Here is a 23,763-nt window from a genome sequence, read left to right as displayed (position 1 = left end):
AATGGACGCTGCGTTTTTTGCTGCCGTGGACAAGCGAATAGGACAGCAAACCCAAACAATACAATTCCTGTGACAGCGCTTTGCTAGTATATCCCGTTGAGTTGTGCTACAATGGAACTCCTTTTTGTGTCACGGCCCTAAAGCCAGACTTCGATACGAAAAAATATGTTCTTAGGAGGTAACTGAAAGTGTCAGAATCTTTTCAAAGTGCCTATCAAGAAGAAGAGTCAAGGCTAAACGAGGTTATCGTTGAAATTGACCGTCAGCTTGAACGGCTGCGCGGCATTCCGGTATACACGGGCCATGATTTTACGGAGCAGGTGCTCGAGGCAGGCCGGGAAGAGAAACGGCAGGCCCTCGCCAAAAGCTTGCCGGAGCCTTATTTCGGAAGGCTGGATTTTCAAGAGAACGGAACGGGGGCGAAGAAACCGCTCTACATCGGGAAGATAGGCTTTGACAAGGCGGACGCTGGTGATCACCCGATGGTGATTGATTGGCGGGCTCCGGTCGCGAGTCTATTCTACTCCTTTACGGGCGGTACCGATCCGGCTTCGTTCGAAGCGCCCGAAGGAATCATCGAGGGGCTTGTGTATTTAAAACGAAACGTCGTGATCCGCAAGCAAATTTTGGAGCGGGTATCGGACACGTACAATCGGGAAAGCGGCGGACCTGCCGTATCCGATGAGTTTTTGGTCTACCGTCTCGGTGAGAACAAGGATAACCGGCTGCGGGATATCGTGTCCACGATCCAAGCGGAGCAGGATAAAATCATCCGGGCGGCCAAGAACACCGCCCTCATCATCCAAGGGGTGGCGGGAAGCGGAAAAACGACGGTGGCGCTGCATCGGCTGGCTTATTTGCTCTACCAGTACAAGGAGCAGGTAACGGCCGAGAAAATGATCATATTCGCGCCAAACCTCATGTTCCTGGATTACATATCCGATGTGCTGCCCGAGCTCGGAGTTGGCGATATTCAGCAGCGGACCTTTGGCGATTGGGCGGCGAAGCTGCTTGATATTCAGCTGTCCTCGGAGGATCATGCGCAGACGCTTCATCAGTGGTTCGAGACGGAACCGGGCCAAGGGACGCCGGATATCGACGATAATGTGAGCGGGCGCTATAAAGGTTCCTTAAGGCTGATGGATATCGTGCGGCGGTGCGTGGAGTCCATCGAAGCCGCAGCCCTACCGGACGGGGATTTCTCTCCATGGGATGGAGCCATCCTGAAGCAGGAGACGATTGCGGAATGGTTCTACCAGGAATATAAGCCCTATCCGCTGGCGAAACGAAAGGAACGGCTGCTCGCCAGATTGCATCGCTGGGTCGAGATGGAGCTGAAGAAATCGCCATCGGCGGCCGTGATGAAAGAACGGAAGAAAAAAGCGGCACAACGCGAAAAAGCTTATGCCAATCGCTGGCCGAAATTTGAGCCGATTTCCCTATATAAGCAATTGTTTGGAGCGGTCAAGGCGGCCGGCTCCTGGGTCGAAGAGCTCTCCGCTCTTATTCCGCCGGAGGTACTGGCCGCAACGCGCAAAGATCTGAAGAAGAATGTGGTCCGGGAAGAGGATTTGCCTGCCCTGCTGTATTTCCACTGCTTGCTGAACGATATTTCCTCAGAGCAGCGGTTTGACCACATCGTCATCGATGAAGCCCAGGATTTCTCTCCGTTTCAGGTGGCTGTGCTGGATCTGTTCGTAAGAGGACATTCCTTCACCATACTAGGCGATCTGTCGCAGGGCATTCATGCGTATCGCGGCGTGCATGCATGGGAAGAAATGAGCTCCCTGTTCAAGGAAGAGGAAACGGCTTATTTTGCGCTGACGCGCAGTTACCGTTCCACGATGGAGATCATTGAATTTGCCAATGGGATACTGGAGAAGGGGGTCGCAAGAGACCTGCTCGCCGTGCCCGTATTCCGTAGCGGCGATGCCGTCCGCCTCATTCCTTATGATGCCGCGAACGCCAGAAGGAAGGATTTGGAGCGGGCCATGGGGGCGCTCATTGCCAAGGAATACCGGACGGTAGCCATTCTCACCCGAACCTTGCGGGAAGCGAAAGAGCTGCATGAGGAGTTAAGCCCGTCCTGGCCGATGTTGAATCTGATCGATGGCAGCAAAGGAACGTATCAGGGCGGATATTCCGTGCTCCCCGTGTACTTGTCCAAAGGGCTTGAGTTCGATGCCGTTGTGGTGGCGGATGCGGACCGGGCGCATTACGCGGAGAAAGCTTGGGATGCCAAGCTAATGTATGTAGGCTGTACGCGTGCACTGCATGAGCTGTGGCTGCTGCACGGGGAGCCGCTGCCTTCGTATATCATGGCAGAGAACTCAGAGATCATGGCGAGCGGTTGGCCGGCGGAGTAATCGTGCGATTGCGCAGCGGCTGTCGGCTCCCGGAGTGTCAATAGAGAGAGTCGGAAGTCCCGCAGGGATTCACATGGCAGCATGTGTTAGCCTCTGCGGGACTTTTTTTGTTGTGCAGGGGCTTGCTAGGGGTTTAACCAAGCATTTGGTAGGAGGAGCCCAGATTTTCGATAAACCGGATCAAAGTCCAGACAGCAAGGATGGAACAGGCAGCGGCCAGAAGGATGAAGAGGGTCATTTTTCGCATAGTCTTTCGTTTCAATTCCATAGTCTCCCTTCGTGGATAGTGGTTAAGCGACACGCTTCATAACAAGACCTCGTCGTCATCCTCACTCCGGATTCCCTGCCTGTACTCATAAAGCATGATGGCTGAACGTATGAAGACGTACAAGCCGAGCAGGAACTGCAGGATAAGAACGGCATACAGCAGGTTCATCGCCAGTCTCTCATCGTCGAGGTAACCGGGGCCGAATGTTTCTTGCAAAAGATGATAGGTGCTGGCATGAAGGTAGAGCCCCAGTATACTGAACGTCATATGGATCACCGCGTTATACAATTTGCGTACGGATTTTTTGCGAGTCGTCATCACATTCTCCCCAGATCAGGCTTTTCAAACGCTTCCCTATTATATGAAACGCTTCCGGTTCGATAAAAGTTGGATATGATCAAAATAAAATGCAATATCCGAGCCATGGGACGAATGAAGCGTAGGACAGGAAGTTGCCGCAGCGCAGGCACGGCGAATTCGAATATGATATGATAGAGCGTGATGGATTGAATGGAAACGACTTATTTTTGCATCGATATCAGACAAGGAAGTGTAGCCATGGATTTATTCAGTATCGGGCGTGAAGGGGACCGGGACTCCCGGCTGCTGGCCGATCGGATGCGCCCTTCGTCGCTGGATGAATATATAGGACAAGAGCATATTATCGGACCGGGCAAACTGCTCCGGCGGGCCATAGAGGCAGACCAGGTCTCGTCGATTTTATTGTACGGCCCGCCGGGATGCGGCAAAACAACGCTTGCGCATATCATATCCCAGCAAACGAAGGGGCATTTCGTTCGGCTGAACGCGGTGGAAGCCACGGTCAAGGACGTTAGGGAAGTCATTGAACAAGCCCAGAGCAACCGCAGCCTGTACGGCACCAAAACGATCCTGTTTTTGGATGAGGTGCACCGCTTCAACAGCTCCAGACAGGATGCCCTGCTGCCTGCCGTGGAGAACGGCACCATCATATTTATCGGCGCGACGACCGAGAACCCCTTTCATTATGTCAACGGGGCTTTAATGAGCCGGTCCACTTTGTTTCAGCTTCAGCCGCTGACCAAGGACCATTCCATGATCGCGATGCAGCGCGCGCTGATCGATCAGGAAAAGGGTCTTGGGTTCATGGATCTCAAGGCCGATGAGGAAGCGCTGGAGCACATTGCAGCCATGGCGAACGGGGATATCCGGCGTGCACTCAATGCGCTGGAGCTGGCCGCGATGACGACGCCGCCGGACGCAAGCGGTACGGTCCATATTACGCTGGAGGTGGCGGAGGAATCGATTCGCCGGCCTACCGTGCGTGCGGACGAGTCCACGCAGTATGATGTGCTGTCCGCCTTTCACAAGAGCATTCGGGGCTCCAGCGATGCGGCGCTGTTCTGGTTTTTGTATGCAGTCGAAAAGCTCGGCATGGACCCGATGGTGTTCATCCGCCGCCTGATTGCTGCCAGCAGCGAGGATATCGGGCTGGCCAATCCCCAAGCCATGGTGCAGGCGGTAAGCGCATTGGATGCCTACCGGAACAACGGCTGGCCGGAAGCCAAGCTGAATATCGCCCAGGCGATCCTGTTCGCCGTGGAGAGCCCGAAATCCGATGGCGTTGTATCCGCCATATCCCGCGCGATGTCCGCCATGGATGAAGTGAAATCGGCGGAGGTTCCGCTGCATCTGCGCGATGCGCATTACTCGGGGGCGGTTAAGCTGGGACATGTGGGCTACAAGTACCCGCACGATTATCCGGGCCATTACGTGAAGCAGGAGTATTTGCCGAAGGAACTCTCCCGCCGGGTGTTCTATCAGGCCACGGAGCAGGGGAACGAAGCCAAGATCGCCCACAACCAGCGATTACGACGCGAAGAATAGGGTCGTAAGGCGATAACGGGATTTACGGCCGCTAGCTTAATTAAATGGAGGAAATGAATGATGAAAACAGGGAAACAACGGTTTGTCATCCTGCTGCTGTCCGCCGGCCTTATGCTGAGCGGCTGTTCGGGAAAAAGCGCCCAGGAGCAGGTCGTTGGTGGACAGGCAGCCGAGGCGGCGCAAGAGCACGGACATCAGACGCAGCTGTCCAACGGGGATATCCAGGAGGCGACGTCTTCGATCGATGAGCTGCCGACCTTTTTGAAGAGCCAGACCAGCGAGCTCCAAACGATTTATGCTTTGTCCGCGCAGGTGAGTGATGTCCTGAAATACATTCCTTGTTACTGCGGCTGCGGGGAAAGTGCCGGTCATGAGAGCAACCTGAACTGTTTTATCGATGAGATTCAGGAGGACGGCACGGTGGTGTGGGACGATCACGGCACCCGCTGCGGGGTGTGTTTGGACATTGCCGTGGAATCTGCCAAAATGAGCAGCGAGGGTATGAGCTTAACGGATATCCGGACCGCGATCGACGAGAAATACAGCACCGGCTATGCCAAGCCGACGCCAACCCCGATGCCGCCTGTGGAAAGTTAAATTGTTATCGGTCAAACAAGAAGGTACCCGATGGTGATCCAAGGATCGCCCGAGGTGCCTTTTTTTGTAGGGCACTATCCCCTTCGGGGTTATAGCGTAAGTGCAGCCCTATTCGATTTTAAAGTCCGACCATCATGACCTATATCACAGCACGAAACTATATATGGATGTAAATTGATAAAACAAAACTATATATAGTGCATTAACGATATGAAGAAGAGGAGTTGTTCCTATTCATGAAGGTCATGAAGAGAGACGGATGCCTGGTAAAATTTGAGACGATCCGAATCGTGGAGGCGGTGGATAAAGCTTTTATGGCGGTAGAGGGTGTTTCCCGCAAGGATGCTTCCTTGCGGATTGGAGATGAGGTTGCCCATGCCACTGCAGGGATGGAACAGGTTAGCGTGGAGGAGATTCAAGATATCGTTGTGGAGCATTTGCAAAGCACGGGTTATCCCGAAGTAGCAGCTGCCTATCAACATTACAGGGAGGCCCGCGATCTGGAACGGATGCGGCGGGGAGAGCTTTATAAGATCAGCAGGGATGTGATCGGGGTAACCGATTTGGACCTGCTGCGGGAGAACGCGAATCTGAACGGAGAATCCTTCAGCGGAAAAATGAGCCGGATCGGCTCCGAATACGCCAAATGGATGGCAAGCAAATTCATCCTGCCGACAGAGCTCACGAGAGCGGTGAGGGATGGGTATGTATACGTTCATGACCTGGACCAGTATGCGCTGGGAACGACGAACTGCATCTTCATCCCGTTCGGCCGGTTGCTGGCCAAGGGCTTCAATACCGGTAACGGATCGGTCAGGCCGCCGCAGAGCATCATGACCGCCATGGCGCTGGTAGCCATCATCTTTCAATCCCAGCAGAACAGCCAATTCGGCGGCGTGTCCGGCAGCAAAATCGATTGGGATCTCGCGCCGTATGTCGGCAAATCGTTTCGTCGGCATTTTCGCAAAGGGCTGGCCTACTTCGGAGAAGCGGGGCTGGGAGCGGATCGGCCTTATGAACGAGCTCTTGAGGATCACGAAATATACATAGACAATGAGCAGCTGAAGGACACATATCCGCGAATATACCATTATGCCTATCATGAAACGGTGAATGAAACAAAGCAGGCCGCGGAATCCTTGATCCATAATTTGAATACGATGAGCAGCCGGGCCGGCGGACAAATTCCTTTCACTTCGTTGAATTACGGCATGTGCACGTCAACCGAAGGAAGGCTGGTGTCCCACGCCCTGCTGGATGCCACGATGAAGGGGCTCGGCGGGGGAGAGACGCCGATATTTCCGCAGCATATTTTCCAGTGCAAGCAGGGGGTCAACCAGGCGGAAGGCGAGCCGAATTACGACCTGTTCCTGAAAGCCGTCGAGTGCTCCAGCCGCAGGCTCTATCCGAATTTCGTCAACGTGGACGCGTCGTTTAATCTCGTCTATTATAACCCGGGCGACCCGGACACGATTATTGCCACCATGGGCTGCAGGACCCGCACGATTTCGGATCGCTTTGGGCGAAACCGCCTAAGCGGCAAGGGCAACCTGTCCTTTAATACGATCAATTTGGTCCGGCTCGGGATTGAACATGGCATCGTTCAAGGAAAGCGGGAAGTGCCGGACCTGAACCGTTTCTATCAACAGCTGGATCATTATATGAGAATTGCGGTGGAGGGCTTGATTCACCGTTACGAGCTGCAGGCCGACCAACCGGCCAAAGCGTCCGATTTCATGATGCGGGAGGGCGTGTGGGAAGGCGGCGAGGCGCTGGCGCCGGAGGATAAGGTGCGCGAGCTGATCAAGCACGGCACCCTGGCGCTTGGATTTATCGGGCTGGCCGAATGCCTGAAGGCGTTGACCGGACGGCATCACGGCGAGGATGAGGACAGCCGAGGGCTGGGGATCGAGATCATCCGGCATATGCGCCGGTTTTGCGATGCAGCCGGAGAAAGGTATAACCTGAACATCACGCTGTTTGCCACGCCTGCAGAAGGGTTATCCGGGAAATTCACGAAGCTCGACCGGCAGACCTTCGGGGTGATCGAGGGTGTGACTGACCGCGAATATTACACGAACTCTTTTCATATACCCGTGTACTATCCGATGGCCGCCTACCGCAAAATCCGTTCCGAAGCTCCTTTCCATGAGCTGTGCAACGCCGGAGCGATTTCGTATGTGGAGCTGGACGGCAACGCAAGGCTGAATACGGCTGCTTTCCGGGACATCGTGCAGTTTGCCCTGCAGCAGAACATCGGATATTTCTCCGTTAACCATCCCGTCGACCGGTGCCCGGCATGCAACTACGAAGGCATTATCGGAAGTGCGTGCCCTGGATGCGGCGCTTTGGAGACGGATGGAAACTTCCAGCGGCTGCGGAGGGTAACGGGATATTTAACGGGCAATTATACGGAGCGCTTCAATTCGGCCAAGCAGGCCGAGGTTCGGGATCGGGTGAAGCATTTGTGAATGTATGCGGATACATCCCCGAGAGCATCAATGAAGGCCCCGGACTTCGTGCGGTTCTATTCGTGAGCGGCTGCCGCCATGCCTGCGCCGGATGTTTTAATACGGATTCCTGGGACTTTGAAGCGGGGGAGCCCTTTACCGAAGAAATGTCAGCGGCGATACTGCAGGATATCCTGGATAATCCTTTGCTGGATGGCGTGACCTTATGCGGTGGAGACCCCTTCTTCTCCCCGGAAGAATGTGCGGCATTCGTACGCAGGCTCAGGACTCTCTGTCCCGCAAAAAACGTATGGGCCTACACGGGGTTCACCTTCGAAGCGCTGCTGAGGCAGCCGAAGCTGCGCGAATTGGCCCTGCTGTGCGACGTCATCGTTGACGGCAAATTCGAGTTGGAGCGCAGGGATGTCTCGCTTCCTTTCCGGGGCAGCTCGAATCAGCGTTTCATCGATGTAGCCGCCAGCATGGAGCAGGGAATTGCCGTGGAGTATATTCTTCGCTAGCACGCAAAAAAAGAGCACACGCTTTACGGAATATTCCGTATCAAGCGTGTGCTCTTCGCGTATCATTCAGCGGATTAATAAGGAACTTTATCCGCCGTTTCGATCGTTCCCCCGCCAAGGCATTCGTCCCCTTGATAGAAGACGACGGCTTGTCCCGGCGTGATCGCTTTTTGCGGCTTCGCAAACGCGACATGAACGGTTCCGTCTTCGCGCGGGGTTATGGTTACTTCCTGGTCCGGCTGACGGTAGCGGAATTTGGCGGTGCAGGTGTAGGCGTCTTTGGGCATAGCGTCTTGTCCTGCAATCCAATTTATTCCGGAGGCAACTAGTCCGGTCGAATACAAGCTCGGATGATCGCCTTGAACTACGTACAAAATATTGTTGGTCAAATCTTTGTCGGCTACGAACCAAGGCTCCCCGGAGCCGGATCCGCCGATCCCGAGGCCTTGGCGTTGCCCCAGCGTGTAGTACATCAAGCCGTCATGGCGGCCCTTTACTTCACCGGTGACAATGTCCACCATATCGCCGGATTGGGCGGGAAGGTATTGTCCAAGGAACTCCTTGAAATTCCGCTCGCCGATGAAGCAAACGCCGGTGCTGTCTTTTTTCTTGGCAGTATACAGCCCGGCCTCCTCAGCTAGTCGGCGGACTTCCGGTTTCGGCAGATGCCCGATCGGGAACATCGCCTTGGCAAGCTGCTCTTGGCTCAGCGCATTGAGGAAGTAGGTTTGGTCTTTGTTGCTGTCCACACCCCGCAGCAGCCGGTACTGTCCGTCCTCCTCGATGACGCGGGCGTAATGGCCGGTAGCGACGTAGTCGGCTCCCAAGTCCATGGCCTTGTTCAGAAATTCGCCGAATTTGATCTCGCGGTTGCACATGACATCGGGGTTCGGCGTTCTCCCGGCTTTATATTCATCGAGGAAATAGGAAAATACTTTATCGAAGTATTCCTTCTCGAAATTGACGGTATAGTAGGGAATGTCGAGCTGCTCGCACACGCGGCGCACGTCTTCAGCGTCCGCTTCGGCTGTGCAGTAGCCAAGCTCATCGGTATCATCCCAGTTTTTCATAAAGATGCCGATCACTTCATAGCCCTGCTGTTTGAGCAGGAGCGCTGTTACGGAGGAGTCGACTCCTCCCGACATGCCGACAACGATACGAGTGTTATGTTTTTCTTTTGACATCGTTATCACCATTTTCATATTGAATTGTGCCCATGGAGGTATTTTAACATATTGGAACAAGGTTCACACGCTTCATTTTGTCCACTCAGGGTGAACATTTTTCGAGTTTCCAGCTGGAATATTACCCATTGGGGTCCAGGATATGTTACGATAAGCTGAGGGTAATGATCGGAATACGGAGAAAAATACAGGATAAGCTGCTTTACTCATGGATTACGACGTATTTATCGCTCGCCCGCCACCTACAACTCATGTACAGGATGGACATAATATACAAATTACCGAAAGAGGTGTCACCTTTGAAGATATCAACAAAAGGAAGATACGGATTAACGATTATGATGGAGCTGGCCGCCAAGTTCGGCGAAGGGCCGACTTCGCTGAAGAGCATAGCCGAGAAGAACCAGCTGTCGGAACATTATCTTGAGCAGCTGATCGCGCCGCTGCGGAATGCGGGCTTGGTTAAGAGCATCCGCGGTGCATACGGCGGATATATCCTTTCCCGGGACCCGGCATCCATCACGGCAGGGGACGTCATCCGCGTTCTGGAAGGGCCGATATCCCCCGTCGATTTTACGGAAGAGGACGATCCGGCGAAGCGTGACCTCTGGCTCCGGATCCGCGACAGCATCGCTGAAGTGCTGGATTCCACGACGCTGGACTATCTGATCAATTACCATGAACAGTCTGCTGCAGACAACTATATGTTTTACATTTAAGGGTGACGACGGAGATGAAATCAGTATACTTGGATCATGCCGCATCAACCCCGGTTCATCCGGAGGTTGCGGAGCGGATGATGAATGTCATGACGAGCCAATACGGCAATGCTTCGAGCGTCCATGCTTTTGGACGGGAAGCGAAGAAGATCGTGAACGGGGCGCGTGATCGAATAGCGTCTTTGTTGGGATGCCATTCGGACGAGCTGGTGTTTACCGCAGGCGGGACCGAGAGCGATAACCTGGCTGTTCTGGGACTGCTGGAGTCCTTGGGCGTGGAAGGCAGACATGTGATTACGTCAGCGGTGGAGCACCATGCGGTGCTCCACACTTGCCATGAGCTGGAACGGCGGGGCTGCCAGGTTACCTATGTCCCGGTGGACCCTACAGGGCGTGTTTCTGTAGAGGACATTGCGGGCGCGATTCAGGACAACACGGCGCTGGTGACCATCATGTACGGCAACAATGAAGTAGGCACCGTTCAGCCGATCGCCGAAATCGGCGAGTTATGCCGGAGCCGCGGAATCGTATTCCATACCGATGCCGTTCAGGCATTGGGCTCGGAGGCGATCAACTGCCGCGAGCTGCCGGTGGATATGTGGAGCTTCTCCGCCCACAAAATCAACGGGCCGCAGGGCGTAGGCGCTTTGGTCGTCCGCAGGGGACTCAGCGTATCTCCCCGTCTGTTCGGAGGGCTGCAGGAGAAGAAGCGCCGGGCCGGAACAGAGAATATGGCCGGAATCGCCGGTTTTGCGGCGGCAGTGGAATGGACCGTGCAGAATATGGAGACGCGAATCCAGCATTATCGCGAACTGAGATCGACCCTCCTTGACGGGCTTCGTCAGGAGATTGGCGAGAATTCTTTTGTGATCAATGGAAACCCGGAACATCACCTACCTCACATCCTGAATATCAGCTTTCCCGGTGCCAATACGGAGACGATGCTGATGAACCTCGATATGGAAGGAATTGCGGCGGCAAGCGGCTCGGCTTGTACGTCGGGATCCCTGGAAATATCCCATGTACTCCGAGCAATGAAACTTTCTGACCCTGTTTTGCGCTCCGCGATTCGTTTTAGTTTCGGTTTGGGTAATACTACTCAAGAAATGGAGTACACTGCCCAAAAAATTGGAACCATCCTTAATCGGTTACGTAAATAGATGTTAAGGGATTTCTCCTTCTACGGAATAGGGGGTATGCGTTCGTCCATTTCATCCTTGGAAATTGCCCGTCGGTCAGCGTTTTTTGGGAACCGCGGTTGATTTCAAACCATGAAGGATGAGGAGGTGTCCACGGTTATGAAACTTCAAGAAATGATCGGACTGGCTGTATTCGACGTGGAGAACGGTAAGGAAATCGGCAAAATCCACGATTTTATACTAGATGAGAACTGGTTGATTACCGGATTGGAGCTTGAAGGCAAGGCTTTGTTTTCCTCTCATGTGAAAAGCGTCTCATGGGAAGATATCGTAGCCTACGGGGAAGATGCCGTCATGATCCGGAGCCAAGAGGCTGTCCGCAAATTGGGCGCCAACGATATACCGCTTACGTACCTTTTGGGCAAGCGCAAATTGAAAGAGATGCAGGTCCTGACAGAGGATGGTGTCCTGCTCGGTCGTATATCGGATGTTTATTTTGAGCAGGAACAGGGCAATACAATACTAGGGTTGGAAATATCCGATGGATTTGTCTCGGATTTGATCGAAGGTCGCAAATGGCTGCCTTGCACAGCGGAAATGGCTATCGGCGAGAGTGCCGTCATGGTACCCCCGATGAGCGAACAGCGTCTGGAAAAAGCCATTAATTCTGTGAACGGATAGGGTGAGGTAGGATGAAATGTCCAAACTGTAGTTCCAAAGATATCGGAAAAATCGGCTCCCACCAGTTTTATTGCTGGGGTTGCTTTATCGAATTGACGGTTAACGGAGAGAAAATGTCCGTATACCAGGTAGAAGAGGACGGCACGCTCAGCTCGCTGGATGATTTGTTCTTCGGCGATGACATGCAGCCGGATTTTCCTCAGATGCACGCGTCTTCCTGAAGAACGCGTACATAGCGTAAGATCAACGACTCCTTGCTTAAGGCCCGTGCGGCTGAATAGCAGGAGTCTTTTTCATTTTGGCCGGCGGAAATGTTAGTTTATTTCTGGAAGCTTGTACATATACTACAGGGTAGCTTTCGAAAAAAGGAGGGTGCCTGTGTGGAACAGCTGACCGAGAACAAATGGTTTCGGTTGTTGGTTTGGTTGATGCTTGGACTCATCTCCCTTTATTTTGTCTGGCTGCTGCGCCCGCTGTTTCTGGATGTCTATCGCTTTCTTAAGGCCGTCCTGGCGCCATTTTTGGTTGCCATGATCATATCGTATGTGTTGAATCCGATTGTATGCACGCTCTCTGACCGCAAAGTTCCGCGGAGCATTGCGGTGCTGCTCATTTATGCCGTCTTCCTGACTTCGCTGGCCGTCATTCTGATCAATATGATTCCGATGCTGATCCGGCAGCTGGAGGAGCTCAACGAGCACTTGCCTGAATTATCGATGAACGCCCAAAGCCTGATGACCAATCTGGACAGCAGGCTGCTGCCCCCGGGAGTAAGGACAGGCGTCAACAGCTGGTTCCTGCAGATGGAGTCGAGGCTGGCCGGTGGAATTTCGGATTTCATGGACAATATCGGCAACACCATCAACATCCTGTTTAATGTGTTAATTGTTCCGTTCCTGATCTTCTACATATTAAAAGATTTTGAGGTGTTCCAGCGAACCGCCGTATCCTATCTGCCGCGGAGCCGCCGGAAGTCGATCGTCACGCTGCTGAAAGAGATCGACACGGCCCTCGGGAATTATGTCCGCGGACAATTTCTGGTATGCTTGATCATCGGCGTTCTCGCTTACGTGGGGTACATGATCGTGGGCATGCCGTACGCGCTGCTGCTGGCCAGCATCGTGGCGGTGTTTAACATCATCCCGTATCTAGGCCCCTTTCTCGGGGCGGCTCCTGCGCTTGTGATGGCATCCACGATTTCCTGGAGGATGGTGCTGCTGGTGGCGGTGGTCAATATGGTCTGCCAGACGCTGGAGAGCAATGTCATCTCGCCGCAAGTGGTCGGCAAGAAGCTGCATATGCATCCGCTTCTGATCATATTTGCGCTCCTTGTCGGCGGACAGGTGGCAGGAACCGTGGGTCTGATTCTGGCCGTACCGGTCTTTGCCGTCATCAAAGTGCTGCTGCAGCATGTTTTCGCTTATTATGTCAGGAAGAAATCCGGTTGACCCCTTCGGCCGATAACCAGGCATGTTCATGCATTGACAGATGGATTCCCCCTATATATACTTGAAATGATAAACCTATAACCGTTAAAATCGATGACAAAATCGAGTAGGCTTTGTGCACCTTGCCCAGAGAACAGGTTCCTACCCGGAGAATTTCCGGCTGGCTGCGAGAACCTGGAAGCGTCCCTAGCCGAATGCTAATTTTCGAGTGTGATTCAAATTCACCGGGCGGCTCCCGTTATCAAGCTGTTACGAGGCGATCGTCGTATTCGTTATCCAAGGAAGACATGCTGGAGGATGAATGGACGATAACCAGGGTGGTACCGCGAGAACATTCGTCCCTGAATTATATTCAGGGGCGTTTTTTGTGTTCGGATACAGATGATTGTGTCCCTATATTATGACTGAAGGAAGTGTAGAGATGAAAGCTAGTGAGATCCGTTCCAAATGGCTAGAGTTTTTTGCAGAGAAAGGCCACAATGTTGAACCGAGTGCATCGCTTGTACCGCATAATGACCCGTCCCTGCTCTGGATTAATGCAGGCATGGCTCCGCTCAAGCCTTACTTCGACGGGCGCGTGAAGCCGGAAAATCCGAGAATTGCCAACTCGCAGAAATGCATTCGTACCAACGATATCGAGAATGTCGGCAAGACCCGCCGGCACCATACATTCTTCGAAATGCTGGGCAACTTCTCCATCGGCGACTATTTTAAAGAAGAAGTGATCACCTGGGCCTGGGAATTCCTGACGGACAAAAAGTGGATCGGCTTCGATCCGGAGAAGCTGTCCGTAACCGTGTATCCGGAGGACGAGGAGGCCTATAAACTGTGGAACGAGAAAATCGGTCTCCCGAAGGAGCGCATCATCAAGCTGCAGGATAACTTCTGGGATATCGGCGAAGGACCATGCGGACCTTGCACCGAGATTTTCTATGACCGCGGCGAAGGATACGACACGGAGGCACCCGAATCCGAAATGTTCCCCGGCGGCGAGAACGAACGCTGGCTTGAAGTATGGAACCTCGTGTTCTCCCAGTTCAACCACAACAAGGACGGCAGCTATACACCGCTTCCGAACAAGAACATCGATACGGGCGCAGGTCTGGAGCGCTTTGCTTCCATTCTGCAAAACGTGGCTTCCAATTTCGATACCGACCTGTTCCAGCCGATCATTCAGAAGACGGCAGAACTTGCCGGCGTAAAATACAACGAGAAGACGGAATACGATATCGCTTTGAAAGTCATTGCAGACCACATCCGTACGGTTGCATTCGCGGTAGGCGATGGCGTGCTGCCTTCCAACGAAGGCCGCGGCTATGTCATCCGTCGTTTGCTCCGCCGCGCGGTTCGTTACGGAAAGGTGCTCGGACTGGACAAACCGTTCATGTATACTTTGACCGGAACCGTAGGCGATATTATGGGAGTATACTACCCAGAGGTCGTTGAGAAGCGCGCCTTTATCGAGAAGGTCATTGCGACGGAAGAAGAACAGTTCCATAAAACGCTCTCGGACGGCTTGAACATCCTGGCTGACGTCAGCGCCGAAGCGAAGAAGCAGGGCAAATCCGTCATCAGCGGCAGCGACGCGTTCAAATTGTACGATACGTACGGCTTCCCGTTTGATTTAACGGAGGATTATGCGTCCGAACACGGATTGACCGTGGACCGCGAGGGCTTTGATGCCGCGATGAAGGAACAGCGTGACCGTGCGCGCGCAGCCCGTCATGAAACGGAAAGCATGAAGGTCCAAGGCGGCGTTCTTTCCGATTATACGGTTAAAAGTGAATTTGTTGGATATAATGACACCGTCAGCGAGGCGAAAGTGCTCGCCATTGTGTCCGGTGACAGCTTTGCGGACAGCGTCAGCGAAGGCGAGACCTGTCAGGTCATTTTGGACGTTACCCCGTTCTATGCGGAAAGCGGCGGCCAGGTCAGCGATCAGGGGATGTTGGAAGGCGGATCCGTGCGTGCCCGAGTGGAAGGCCTCTTCAAGGCTCCGCATGGACAGCATGTGCATTTCGTAACCGTCGAGCTCGGCGAGCTCAAAGTGGGCGATACGGTCAAGGCGCAGGTCGACTCGGCTATGCGCAATGACATCGTCAAGAACCATACAGCGACTCACCTTTTGCATAAAGCGTTGAAGGAAGTGCTTGGCGATCATGTCAATCAGGCAGGTTCCCTTGTCGAACCGCAGCGTCTGCGCTTCGACTTCTCCCACTTCGGCAGCATTACGCAGGAGGAACTGGCCGATATTGAGCGCCGCGTGAATGAACAGGTATGGAAGAGCGTTCCGGTCGTTATCGAGCGCAAGGCCATTGATGAAGCGAAGGCGATGGGCGCCATGGCCTTGTTCGGCGAGAAATACGGCGATATCGTCCGTGTCGTTCAGGTCGGGGATTACAGCATCGAGCTGTGCGGCGGATGCCATGTGGACAACACGTCCCAGATCGGAATCTTCAAGCTGCTTGGCGAGAGCGGCATCGGCTCCGGCGTTCGCCGCATTGAAGCCGTAACAGGACGTTACGCTTATGAGCACCTGGAGGGCCAAATGGACCTGCTCAAGCAGGCTGCCGGCTTGCTGAAGAGCAATCTTGCGGACGTGCCGAAGCGGATCGAAGGCCTGAACCAACAGGTGAAGGATCTTGCCCGGGAGAACGAGTCCCTGCAAGGGAAGCTGGGAGCCATTGAAGCCAGCCAGCTGACCGACAAAGTGAAGCAGGTCGGCAACACGTCGCTGCTGGCAGCCGAAGTACAGGCCGGCAGCATGGACGGACTCCGCGGCATCGCTGACGAATTGAAGGGCAAGCTGCCCGAGACCATTCTTGTGCTCGGCTCCAAAGCAGGCGACAAGGTGAATTTCGTCGTAGCGGTTCCGCAGGAGCTGGTGAAGCAGGGCTATCATGCCGGCAAGCTGGTTAAGGAAGTCGCATCGGTATGCGGCGGGGGCGGCGGAGGCCGTCCGGATATGGCCCAAGCCGGGGGCAAGGATGCTTCCAAGCTTGCCCAGGCGCTGCAGCATGCGGAGGACCTCGTAGCCCGGGGCGTGTAAACATGATTTGTCCAGATTGTGTACGGCAGGCGACCGTAAGCGGGAAGCGGCATTTGCTGTACACAATCCCGAATTTTTTGGAACACTCTCTAAATATTTCGCTTTGGATTTCCGTAGAGACTTAGGATTATGTTATGATATAACTAGATCAAGCTGGTAAATATTTATTCGACGAAGCATGGTAAACATGTTCTTTGAAGAAGCGAGGTGTGTCACACATGGACTCCATGGATAAGACAGTCAAGTTCAATGTAAAAGGTGATGAAAAGGAGGCTTCCGCCCAGGACATTCTACTTTCGGTATACGATTCGCTGGTAGAGAAGGAGTACAATCCGATTAACCAAATCGTAGGGTATCTTTTGTCCGGGGATCCCGCTTATATACCTCGGCACAATAATGCCAGAAGTTTGATCCGGAAAAAAGAGCGAGATGAATTGATTGAAGAACTGGTCCGGTTCTACTTAGCCAGTCACCGTTAGGAGCACACAGGGATGAAGAAGATCATGGGATTAGATTACGGGGACCGCAGAATCGGTGTTGCCATCAGCGACGCGTTCGGATGGACGGCCCAAGGGGTTGAAGTTATCGAACGCCGCCGCGACGAAGGCGAGCTGGACAGAATTGCCGCACTCGTCAAAGACAACGAGGTCGGCGAGATTGTGGTCGGCCTGCCTAAGAATATGAACGGCACGATTGGTCCGCGGGGCGAAATCTGCATGGAATTCGCAAACACGTTGCGAGAGTCCCTATCCTTACCCGTTCACCTTTGGGATGAACGGCTATCAACAGTATCCGCTGAAAGGACATTGCTTGAAGCCGATGTCAGCCGAAAGAAGCGAAAACAGGTTGTAGATAAAATGGCGGCAAGCTTGATTTTGCAAAACTACTTGGATTCTAAAAGGTAAAGGTGAGGGTGATTACAATGGCTAATGAGCATATTGGTATGGAAGAAGAACCGGAAATTATTTATATTCCCGACGATGAAGGCAACGAGGAAGAGTTCGAAGTCATCATGAAATTCGAAGTGGATGGCTCGGATGCCAAATATATGATGGTCGTACCAAGGGAGTCTGCAGAAGAAGAGACCGACGAGGTTTACGCCTTCCGTTATGAGGAAGACGGAGAAGACCTGAAACTGTTTATGATCGAAGACGATGAAGAATGGGCCATTGTTGAAGAAACCTTCAATACGCTCGTGGAAGAGCTGGACGGGAGAGACGAATGATGTCTGATTTTTCGGTTGAGAATATCGTATGGACCCAAGCCCTTAAGGAAGCATTCGGTGAGAGTGTTGAGCTTGAGGACGATAAAGGCCATCTCGAGGTTTATGATATTGCCGCCGAATTTGAAGTGGATGGTCAAGGATATGCCATTCTGGTTCAGCCGGACCGCACCGATGAGGAGTACGAGGTTCTCCGGATCGTGAAGAATGCGGATGGCGGATTGGAGCTGGCCACCATTGATGACGACGAGGAATGGGAGAATGTGTCCGAGCTCTACGATGAGCTGACGTTTCCCGAGGGAGACGAGGACTAAGTTCCCTCCTGCAGGGCACATGCTTAATTTTCAAATGAAAGTTCAGGAAGGGGCGGAGCTGTCCGCCCCTTTTGGTGTGAAGGGATGAGTAGATTGAAGAAACTGGCAATAGCAGCATTGGTTCTGATCCTCATTGCAGGCGGGGCCGTATTCTACGTATGGAATGGTTTGCAACCCGTTCAGAGCTCGGAAACTCCCGTCGAATTCACCGTGGAGTCCGGCATGAGCACATCCTCTATCGCCGATCTGCTTGAGGAAAAGGGACTGATCAAAAATGCTCTCATACTTAAAGGTTATCTGAAGCTTAGCGGCGAAGGCAGCCGTCTCATGGCGGGCACCTATGAAGCAACGCCGGGCACTCCCTTCCAGGAGCTGTTATCCAAGATGAACAACGGCGAAGTGAAGCCTGAGGAAATGGTCCGTTTCACGATCCCCGAAGGATATACGATCCTTCAGATGGCGGAAACCATCGCTCGCGAGAGCGGCATCGACGAGAAGGAGTTCCTGGAGGTTGTGGATCAGCCATCCGGCTGGAATGTGCCCATAGCGGAAGAGATTCCCGCAGAAGCAAATCTGAGGCATCATCTGGAGGGCTACTTATTCCCGGCGACCTATGAACTGCCGAAGAAGGATCTAACGGCAAAAGGGATCGCAGAGACCATGCTGAAGGAAACCGAGAAGCGTTTGGCTGAAATTCCGGATTGGGAGAGCCAGCTGGAGGCGCGAGGCGTGACGTTCCATGGGCTCATGACCATCGCTTCGCTGGTGGAGCGGGAAGTGGTTGCGGACCAGGAGCGCGCCCTGGTAGCCGGCGTGATTTATAACCGGCTGGAAGAGGATATGAGGCTTGAAATCGATGCGACCGTTCAATATCTGTTAGATAAGCCGAAGGAGCGGCTGCTTTACGCCGACCTGGAGGTCGAGAGCCCGTACAACACTTATCGTCAAAAGGGACTTCCGCCGGGGCCTATCTCGAGCCCGAGCCTGGAATCCATTCAGGCAGCCCTGAACCCGGAGAAATCCGATTATTTGTTCTATGTGACGAAGAAGGACGGTACGCAGGAGCATCTCTTTGCCAAAACGTACAAAGAGCATTTAAAAAACATCGAGGCCAGCAAAAAGATGGCACAACAATAATATGACGTGTTCAGCAAGTCCGATTGCGGCAGGCAGGCGACGCCTCAACCCTACGGCATGAAAGAGGCTTGTTGAACAACCTCTAATAGGGAGGAAATCATCATGAGTATCAAACCTGAATTATTGGCGGCAGCCGGCTCCGTGGCCGATGCTGCTGCTTACTTGGAAGCCGGGGCCGATGCGCTGCTTGTCGGCGAAGACCGCTTCGGCATGAGATTGCCCGGCAGTTTGACCCTGGACGAAATTGCGCAAGTCGTGCAGCTTGCTCACGGGCAAGGAAGCAAAGTGTACGTAAGCTTGAACAACTTAATGACCAATGATTTGCTGCCGGAGCTTCCCGCTTATGTTAAAGCGATCGGAGACATCGGAGTGGATGCGGTGGAATTCAACGATCCCTCGGTGCTAACCACCGTAAAAGACTTGGCTCCGCAGGTAAAGCTCCACTGGAATGCGGAAATGACCGCCACCAACTATTCAACGGCCAATTACTGGGGAAGCAAAGGCGCCTCCCGGGTTATTCTGGCGCGTGAATTGAATATGGACGAAGTCACGGACATGAAGCCGCAGCTTCAGCTGGAAGCGCAGGTCCAGGTCCACGGCATGACCAACATCTATCACTCCAAGCGGCGCCTGGTGAACAGTTACATGCAGCAGCAGGGCAGACCGGTCAATGACGGCAGCCTGGGCAAAGAGCGAGGCCTGTTTCTCATCGAGGCCGAACGCCAGGACGAGAAATATCCGATCTATGAGGACATCAATGGCACCCATATCATGAGTTCGGAGGATATCTGCATTCTGGAGGATCTGCATCTGCTGATGGCAGCAGGCGTGGACAGCTTTAAGGTGGAGACCCTGCTGAAGCCGCGCCATTACAATGAGGTTGTAATTCGAACGTATCGTAACGCGATCGATCTCTATGCCGCAGACGCTTCAGCTTATGCATTTCAGGAAGAGTGGATGGACGGAATCCGCGCGATTCAGGATCCGGAACGCGAATTGTCGTTTGGATTTTTCTACAAGGAACAAGTTTATTAAGGAGTGGACAGCATGGAAGCAATGGCACAGCCAAAATACAAAGGCAAACGCTATCGCCTGGACAAGCCGGAATTGCTCGCCCCGGCCGGTAATTTGGAAAAACTGAAATTTGCGGTGCATTATGGCGCCGATGCGGTATATATCGGAGGACAGAAATACGGCCTTCGTTCGAATGCGGACAACTTCAGCTTCGAAGAAATGAAAGAAGGCGTGGAATTCGCCAAGAAATACGGCGCGAAGGTGTTTGTGGCCACCAACATTTATGCGCATAACGAGGACATCGAAGGCATCGAATCCTACCTGCGAAGCCTGGAAGAAGCAGGCATTGCAGCGATCATCGCTGCCGATCCGGCGATTATCGAGGTTGCCAAGCGCGCTGCGCCTAAACTTGAAGTACATCTGAGCACGCAGCAGTCCACGCTCAATTGGCAGGCCGTGAAATTCTGGAAGGACGAAGGATTGCCGCGGGTCGTACTGGGACGGGAGGCAAGCCTGGAGGAAATCGCAGCGATTAAAGAGCATGTTGACATTGAGATCGAAGCCTTTATCCATGGAGCAATGTGCTCCTCGTTCTCCGGTCGCTGCGTATTGTCCAACCATTTTACGGACCGTGATTCCAACCGGGGCGGATGCTGCCAATCCTGCCGTTGGAAATATGATTTGTTCGAGGATGGACGAGAAGAGCAGGGACATTGGGTGTCGGAAGAGCAGCAGCTGATGGAACAGCCTGCCCCTGCTCCATCCCCGTTCAAACCGGGCGTTACCCAAATCCCGCTGTTCCAGCCGGAAGATAATCAGTTTACGATGGGGTCGAAGGATCTCTGCATGTTGGAGCATATTCCGGATCTGATCGAGGTCGGAATCGACAGCTTCAAGATTGAGGGACGGATGAAATCGATCCATTACGTTGCGACCGTGGTCAATGTGTATAGACAGGCGATTGATTCTTACATGGCCGACCCTGACCATTATGTATTGAAGCCGGAATGGATCGAGGAGATTAATAAAGCGGCCAACCGACCGCTGAATACTGGATTTTTCTATGATACGCCGGACCATGAGGATCATATTTATGAACCGGAAGAGAAGGCGGTGCCTTATGATTTCGCGGGATTGGTGATGGAATATGACGAACACTCGGGAACGGCCGTCATCCAGCAGCGGAACCACTTTAAGCCGGGGGATCAAATCGAATTTTTCGGGCCGGAAGGGACCTTCTTTAAGCAGACGGTTGGGCCTATCCAGGATGAGAATGGAAGCGAACTGGATGCAGCTCGCCATCCCCTTCAGCTCATTCGCATGAAGGTGGATCAGCCGGTGCGTCATTTTGATATGATGCGAAAACGCAAAGGATCATAAAATATAGTTCTTAAGAACTACACAATTGAGAATCCGGGTCTGTGGATGGACCTTGGATTCTTTTTGTTTACAAAAAAATTAGGATTTAAGAATTATTTTTTTGCGAAAACCCAAAGGAAAACACCCCCAATTGTCGAAATAAAGAGTAACGAATACGTTTCAGGGGATTGGACCGACGTATTAATAATATGATTGTGGTAGGTGAACAGCTAATGTCAGAAGTTGAGCAGCATGATAAGAAACCGAAAAAGGACAAGAAGCCCGGGGGAAACAAAGAGAAAAAGAAAACGCCTTCGGCATCATCAGGGATACATACTGCCAAGTCGTTCGTTTCCAACATGGGAACGGCCATAAGCCGGATGCCGATGAACCCGGCAAAATCCGTCGGAATCCGGTTGTTCCTGATCTTTTTGTCAGCCATTGTATTTTTTGTGATCGTCCTGGGGTATCTGTCTTACAACAAGGCAAAGGACACGATTGAGAAGAATGCTGCAAACGGCAATCAGCAGACGATTATCCAAACCTCCGAGAAAATCGACATCATTCTGGATAAGTACGAGAATGCCGGCAGACAAATCTTCTATGACATTGAATTGCAGAAATTGTTGTCCGAGTACACGGATAAGAAGTTAAGCGAGTACGATGCGTTTACGGTAGAGCGGACCATCCGCGATAAACTATCCAATCAGATTACGTCGGACTCGGCCATCAGAGCCATTTATTTGATCCCTTCCAAGGGAGAGAAGATCATATCCGCAGGACAATCCTCGGAATCCTCCAAAACCGTCCTTGAGCAAAGCTGGTATGCCGAACTGAAGGAAGGCGACAAGAAGATTATGTGGCTGCCAACGATGCAGAACAGCGGTGCTCCGTATTTCACGATTGCCCGCTCCTTGGGTTCCATGAACGACCTGACGTCTACGTATGTCGTCATGTTTGAACTGAACGCCTCGGTGCTGGATGCCCAGCTGAAGGGAATTAACCTTGGCGAGAACGGTCAACTGCAATTGATCAGTCCGGAAGGCATCGTTGTTTCCTCCAGCGATTCCTCCATCGTGGGTTCGGAAACCGCTTGGACGTTTGCGAAAGAGTTTCCGGCCGACACCAAAACGGATGACGTAAGAACGAAGGATGAGGAAGGAAGAAATGTACTGGCGGTTTACAATACGCTGAGCACGAACGATTGGAAGCTCGTAGGCTCTGTCCAAACGAGCGAGCTCACGAAGGATGCCTCCAGCATACTGGTCATCACGCTGATCGTGGCTGCGATCGACGTTATTTTTGCCATTCTGATCGGTATTTGGATGGTAAGAATGATTGCCCGTCCGATAGGCAAGCTGAACCTGCTGATGAAGGAAGGCGCTAAAGGGAATTTGAATGTTCGTACAGACCATAAGAGCCAGGACGAAATCGGTCAGCTCTCGGCCAGCTTCAACGATATGATGGAGCAGATTACCGGACTCGTGCAGCAAACGAGCAATACCGCCCAGGAAGTGCTTCGAACGGCTGCAGAATTAAGCGATGCCTCGAAGAAGACTGCGATTTCGGCCAAAGAAATTGCCGTGGCTACCGAGGAAATTGCGAACGGAGCCAGCAGTCTGGCAGTTGAAGCAGAGCGCGGCAGCGATCTGACCAACAACATCTCGAAGCAGATGCAAATCGTTGTTACGGCTAACGAAGAGATGGGCAAATCGGCCCGTCACGTAGAAAGCTCCAGTGAGCTGGGAACGAAGCATTTGAGCGACTTGCTGGATAAGACCCATCAGACCGAGGATATGACCCGCTCGATGATGCATAAGGTTGATGGCTTGAAGGAAACGACATCTTCGGTTGCCAAAGTGCTTGATGTGCTTCAGAACATCACTAAGCAAACGAACATCCTCTCCTTGAATGCAACGATCGAAGCGGCCCGTGCCGGAGCAGCCGGTAAAGGCTTCATGGTCGTAGCCGATGAAATCCGCCAGTTGGCAGACCAATCCAGGCAATCCATCGATATGGTCAGCCAAATTACGGACCGCATCATGGCCGAGATGAACGAAACCGTGCAGGTACTGCTCGATGCGAACCCGCTCTTCAAAGGTCAGATGGATGCCGTTAAGGAAACGAACGATATCTTCGTATCCGTTCAACAGCAGATGGTAGAATTTATCGATCGCTTGGATTCCGTCACGCATTCGATTGATGAGTTGAATGAATCTCAAAATGTACTTTCGGAAGCGATGAGCAATGTGAGCGCGGTAGCCGAAGAATCCTCCGCAACTTCGGAAGAGGTGGCTTCTCTCTCCACAGAGCAGCAAAGCGTCAGCAGTCAGCTGGTCAATCTGTCAACACAGCTTGAGAATGTATCGAATGAGCTGAAAGAGACCTTGTCTCGTTTTAGATTATAGAAAGTTGTTTCATAGGCTGTT

At 52.8% G+C, this 23,763-nt stretch carries 22 protein-coding genes; 19 read left to right on the top strand and 3 right to left on the bottom strand.

Annotated elements, in window-relative coordinates:
* Positions 1-188 precede the first annotated feature (188 nt).
* The gene (locus RB298_RS30825) at positions 189-2,366 is read left to right on the top strand and encodes a HelD family protein (RefSeq protein WP_486050134.1); all 2,178 of its coding nucleotides are present in this window, start codon (positions 189-191) and stop codon (positions 2,364-2,366) included.
* A 133-nt stretch (positions 2,367-2,499) separates the two neighbouring features.
* Here the strand turns inward: RB298_RS30825 and RB298_RS30820 are convergent, their stop codons facing one another.
* The gene (locus tag RB298_RS30820) at positions 2,500-2,628 is read right to left on the bottom strand and encodes a hypothetical protein (protein WP_486050132.1); all 129 of its coding nucleotides are present in this window, start codon (positions 2,626-2,628) and stop codon (positions 2,500-2,502) included.
* 42 nt (positions 2,629-2,670) lie between these two features.
* A complete protein-coding gene (locus tag RB298_RS30815) occupies positions 2,671-2,952 on the bottom strand; it encodes a hypothetical protein (RefSeq protein ID WP_096772940.1) in 282 nt (93 codons plus the stop codon).
* A 240-nt stretch (positions 2,953-3,192) separates the two neighbouring features.
* Between RB298_RS30815 and RB298_RS30810 the strand changes: the two genes are divergently transcribed.
* The 4 genes from RB298_RS30810 (at position 3,193) to nrdG (ending at position 8,068) form a co-directional block, all read left to right on the top strand.
* The gene (locus tag RB298_RS30810) at positions 3,193-4,500 is read left to right on the top strand and encodes a replication-associated recombination protein A (protein WP_486050130.1); all 1,308 of its coding nucleotides are present in this window, start codon (positions 3,193-3,195) and stop codon (positions 4,498-4,500) included.
* Between the two features lie 57 nt (positions 4,501-4,557).
* Positions 4,558-5,097 (top strand): PCYCGC domain-containing protein, encoded by a 540-nt coding sequence (locus tag RB298_RS30805; protein WP_486050128.1) that lies wholly within the window; start codon positions 4,558-4,560, stop codon positions 5,095-5,097.
* 236 nt (positions 5,098-5,333) lie between these two features.
* Positions 5,334-7,568 carry an anaerobic ribonucleoside triphosphate reductase gene (locus RB298_RS30800; protein WP_486050126.1) on the top strand — a complete coding sequence of 745 codons (2,235 nt, stop codon included), beginning with the start codon at positions 5,334-5,336 and terminating at the stop codon, positions 7,566-7,568.
* Positions 7,565-8,068, top strand: coding sequence for an anaerobic ribonucleoside-triphosphate reductase activating protein (nrdG, locus tag RB298_RS30795; RefSeq protein WP_096772944.1), 504 nt, complete (start codon positions 7,565-7,567; stop codon positions 8,066-8,068). Before RB298_RS30800 ends, nrdG begins: the two co-directional genes overlap by 4 nt.
* 74 nt (positions 8,069-8,142) lie before the next feature.
* Here nrdG and mnmA read toward each other — a convergent pair whose 3' ends face one another.
* Complete coding sequence (mnmA, locus tag RB298_RS30790; protein ID WP_186326400.1) at positions 8,143-9,252, bottom strand: tRNA 2-thiouridine(34) synthase MnmA; 1,110 nt, start codon at positions 9,250-9,252, stop codon at positions 8,143-8,145.
* A gap of 299 nt (positions 9,253-9,551) precedes the next feature.
* On the opposite strand from mnmA, the gene cymR reads away from it, so the two are divergent.
* The 14 genes from cymR (at position 9,552) to RB298_RS30720 (ending at position 23,742) form a co-directional block, all read left to right on the top strand.
* Positions 9,552-9,971 (top strand): cysteine metabolism transcriptional regulator CymR, encoded by a 420-nt coding sequence (cymR, locus tag RB298_RS30785; RefSeq protein ID WP_015734056.1) that lies wholly within the window; start codon positions 9,552-9,554, stop codon positions 9,969-9,971.
* 14 nt (positions 9,972-9,985) lie between these two features.
* A complete protein-coding gene (locus RB298_RS30780) occupies positions 9,986-11,131 on the top strand; it encodes a cysteine desulfurase family protein (protein WP_096772945.1) in 1,146 nt (381 codons plus the stop codon).
* Between the two features lie 138 nt (positions 11,132-11,269).
* On the top strand, positions 11,270-11,791 hold the full coding sequence (locus tag RB298_RS30775) for a PRC-barrel domain-containing protein (protein WP_009592754.1): 522 nt from the start codon (positions 11,270-11,272) through the stop codon (positions 11,789-11,791).
* A gap of 11 nt (positions 11,792-11,802) precedes the next feature.
* Positions 11,803-12,012, top strand: a complete 210-nt coding sequence (locus tag RB298_RS30770) for a hypothetical protein (protein ID WP_015734058.1) — start codon at positions 11,803-11,805, stop codon at positions 12,010-12,012.
* Positions 12,013-12,171: 159 nt separating this feature from the next.
* Entirely contained in the window at positions 12,172-13,239 is a 1,068-nt protein-coding gene (locus RB298_RS30765) for an AI-2E family transporter (protein WP_009592785.1), read from the top strand.
* 421 nt (positions 13,240-13,660) lie between these two features.
* Complete coding sequence (alaS, locus tag RB298_RS30760) at positions 13,661-16,288, top strand: alanine--tRNA ligase (RefSeq protein ID WP_486050123.1); 2,628 nt, start codon at positions 13,661-13,663, stop codon at positions 16,286-16,288.
* A 218-nt stretch (positions 16,289-16,506) separates the two neighbouring features.
* Entirely contained in the window at positions 16,507-16,767 is a 261-nt protein-coding gene (locus RB298_RS30755) for an IreB family regulatory phosphoprotein (RefSeq protein WP_006208869.1), read from the top strand.
* A 12-nt stretch (positions 16,768-16,779) separates the two neighbouring features.
* On the top strand, positions 16,780-17,193 hold the full coding sequence (gene ruvX, locus RB298_RS30750) for a Holliday junction resolvase RuvX (protein ID WP_015734060.1): 414 nt from the start codon (positions 16,780-16,782) through the stop codon (positions 17,191-17,193).
* Between the two features lie 17 nt (positions 17,194-17,210).
* Positions 17,211-17,513: a DUF1292 domain-containing protein gene (locus RB298_RS30745; RefSeq protein ID WP_015734061.1), complete on the top strand. Its 303-nt coding sequence runs from the start codon at positions 17,211-17,213 to the stop codon at positions 17,511-17,513.
* A complete protein-coding gene (locus RB298_RS30740) occupies positions 17,513-17,824 on the top strand; it encodes a DUF1292 domain-containing protein (protein WP_175320776.1) in 312 nt (103 codons plus the stop codon). Before RB298_RS30745 ends, RB298_RS30740 begins: the two co-directional genes overlap by 1 nt.
* Before the next feature lie 93 nt (positions 17,825-17,917).
* Positions 17,918-18,961, top strand: coding sequence for an endolytic transglycosylase MltG (mltG, locus tag RB298_RS30735; RefSeq protein ID WP_486050162.1), 1,044 nt, complete (start codon positions 17,918-17,920; stop codon positions 18,959-18,961).
* Between the two features lie 102 nt (positions 18,962-19,063).
* The gene (locus tag RB298_RS30730) at positions 19,064-19,996 is read left to right on the top strand and encodes a peptidase U32 family protein (RefSeq protein WP_452519742.1); all 933 of its coding nucleotides are present in this window, start codon (positions 19,064-19,066) and stop codon (positions 19,994-19,996) included.
* A gap of 12 nt (positions 19,997-20,008) precedes the next feature.
* A complete protein-coding gene (locus RB298_RS30725; RefSeq protein ID WP_486050120.1) occupies positions 20,009-21,355 on the top strand; it encodes a peptidase U32 family protein in 1,347 nt (448 codons plus the stop codon).
* A gap of 212 nt (positions 21,356-21,567) precedes the next feature.
* Positions 21,568-23,742 (top strand): methyl-accepting chemotaxis protein, encoded by a 2,175-nt coding sequence (locus tag RB298_RS30720; protein WP_009592774.1) that lies wholly within the window; start codon positions 21,568-21,570, stop codon positions 23,740-23,742.
* Positions 23,743-23,763 lie beyond the last annotated feature (21 nt).

Source organism: Priestia sp. BR_2 (assembly GCF_041954005.1).
GTDB classification, from domain to species: Bacteria; Bacillota; Bacilli; order Paenibacillales; family Paenibacillaceae; genus Paenibacillus_AQ; species Paenibacillus_AQ lautus_A.
This window is presented reverse-complemented; position numbering and strand designations above follow the sequence as displayed.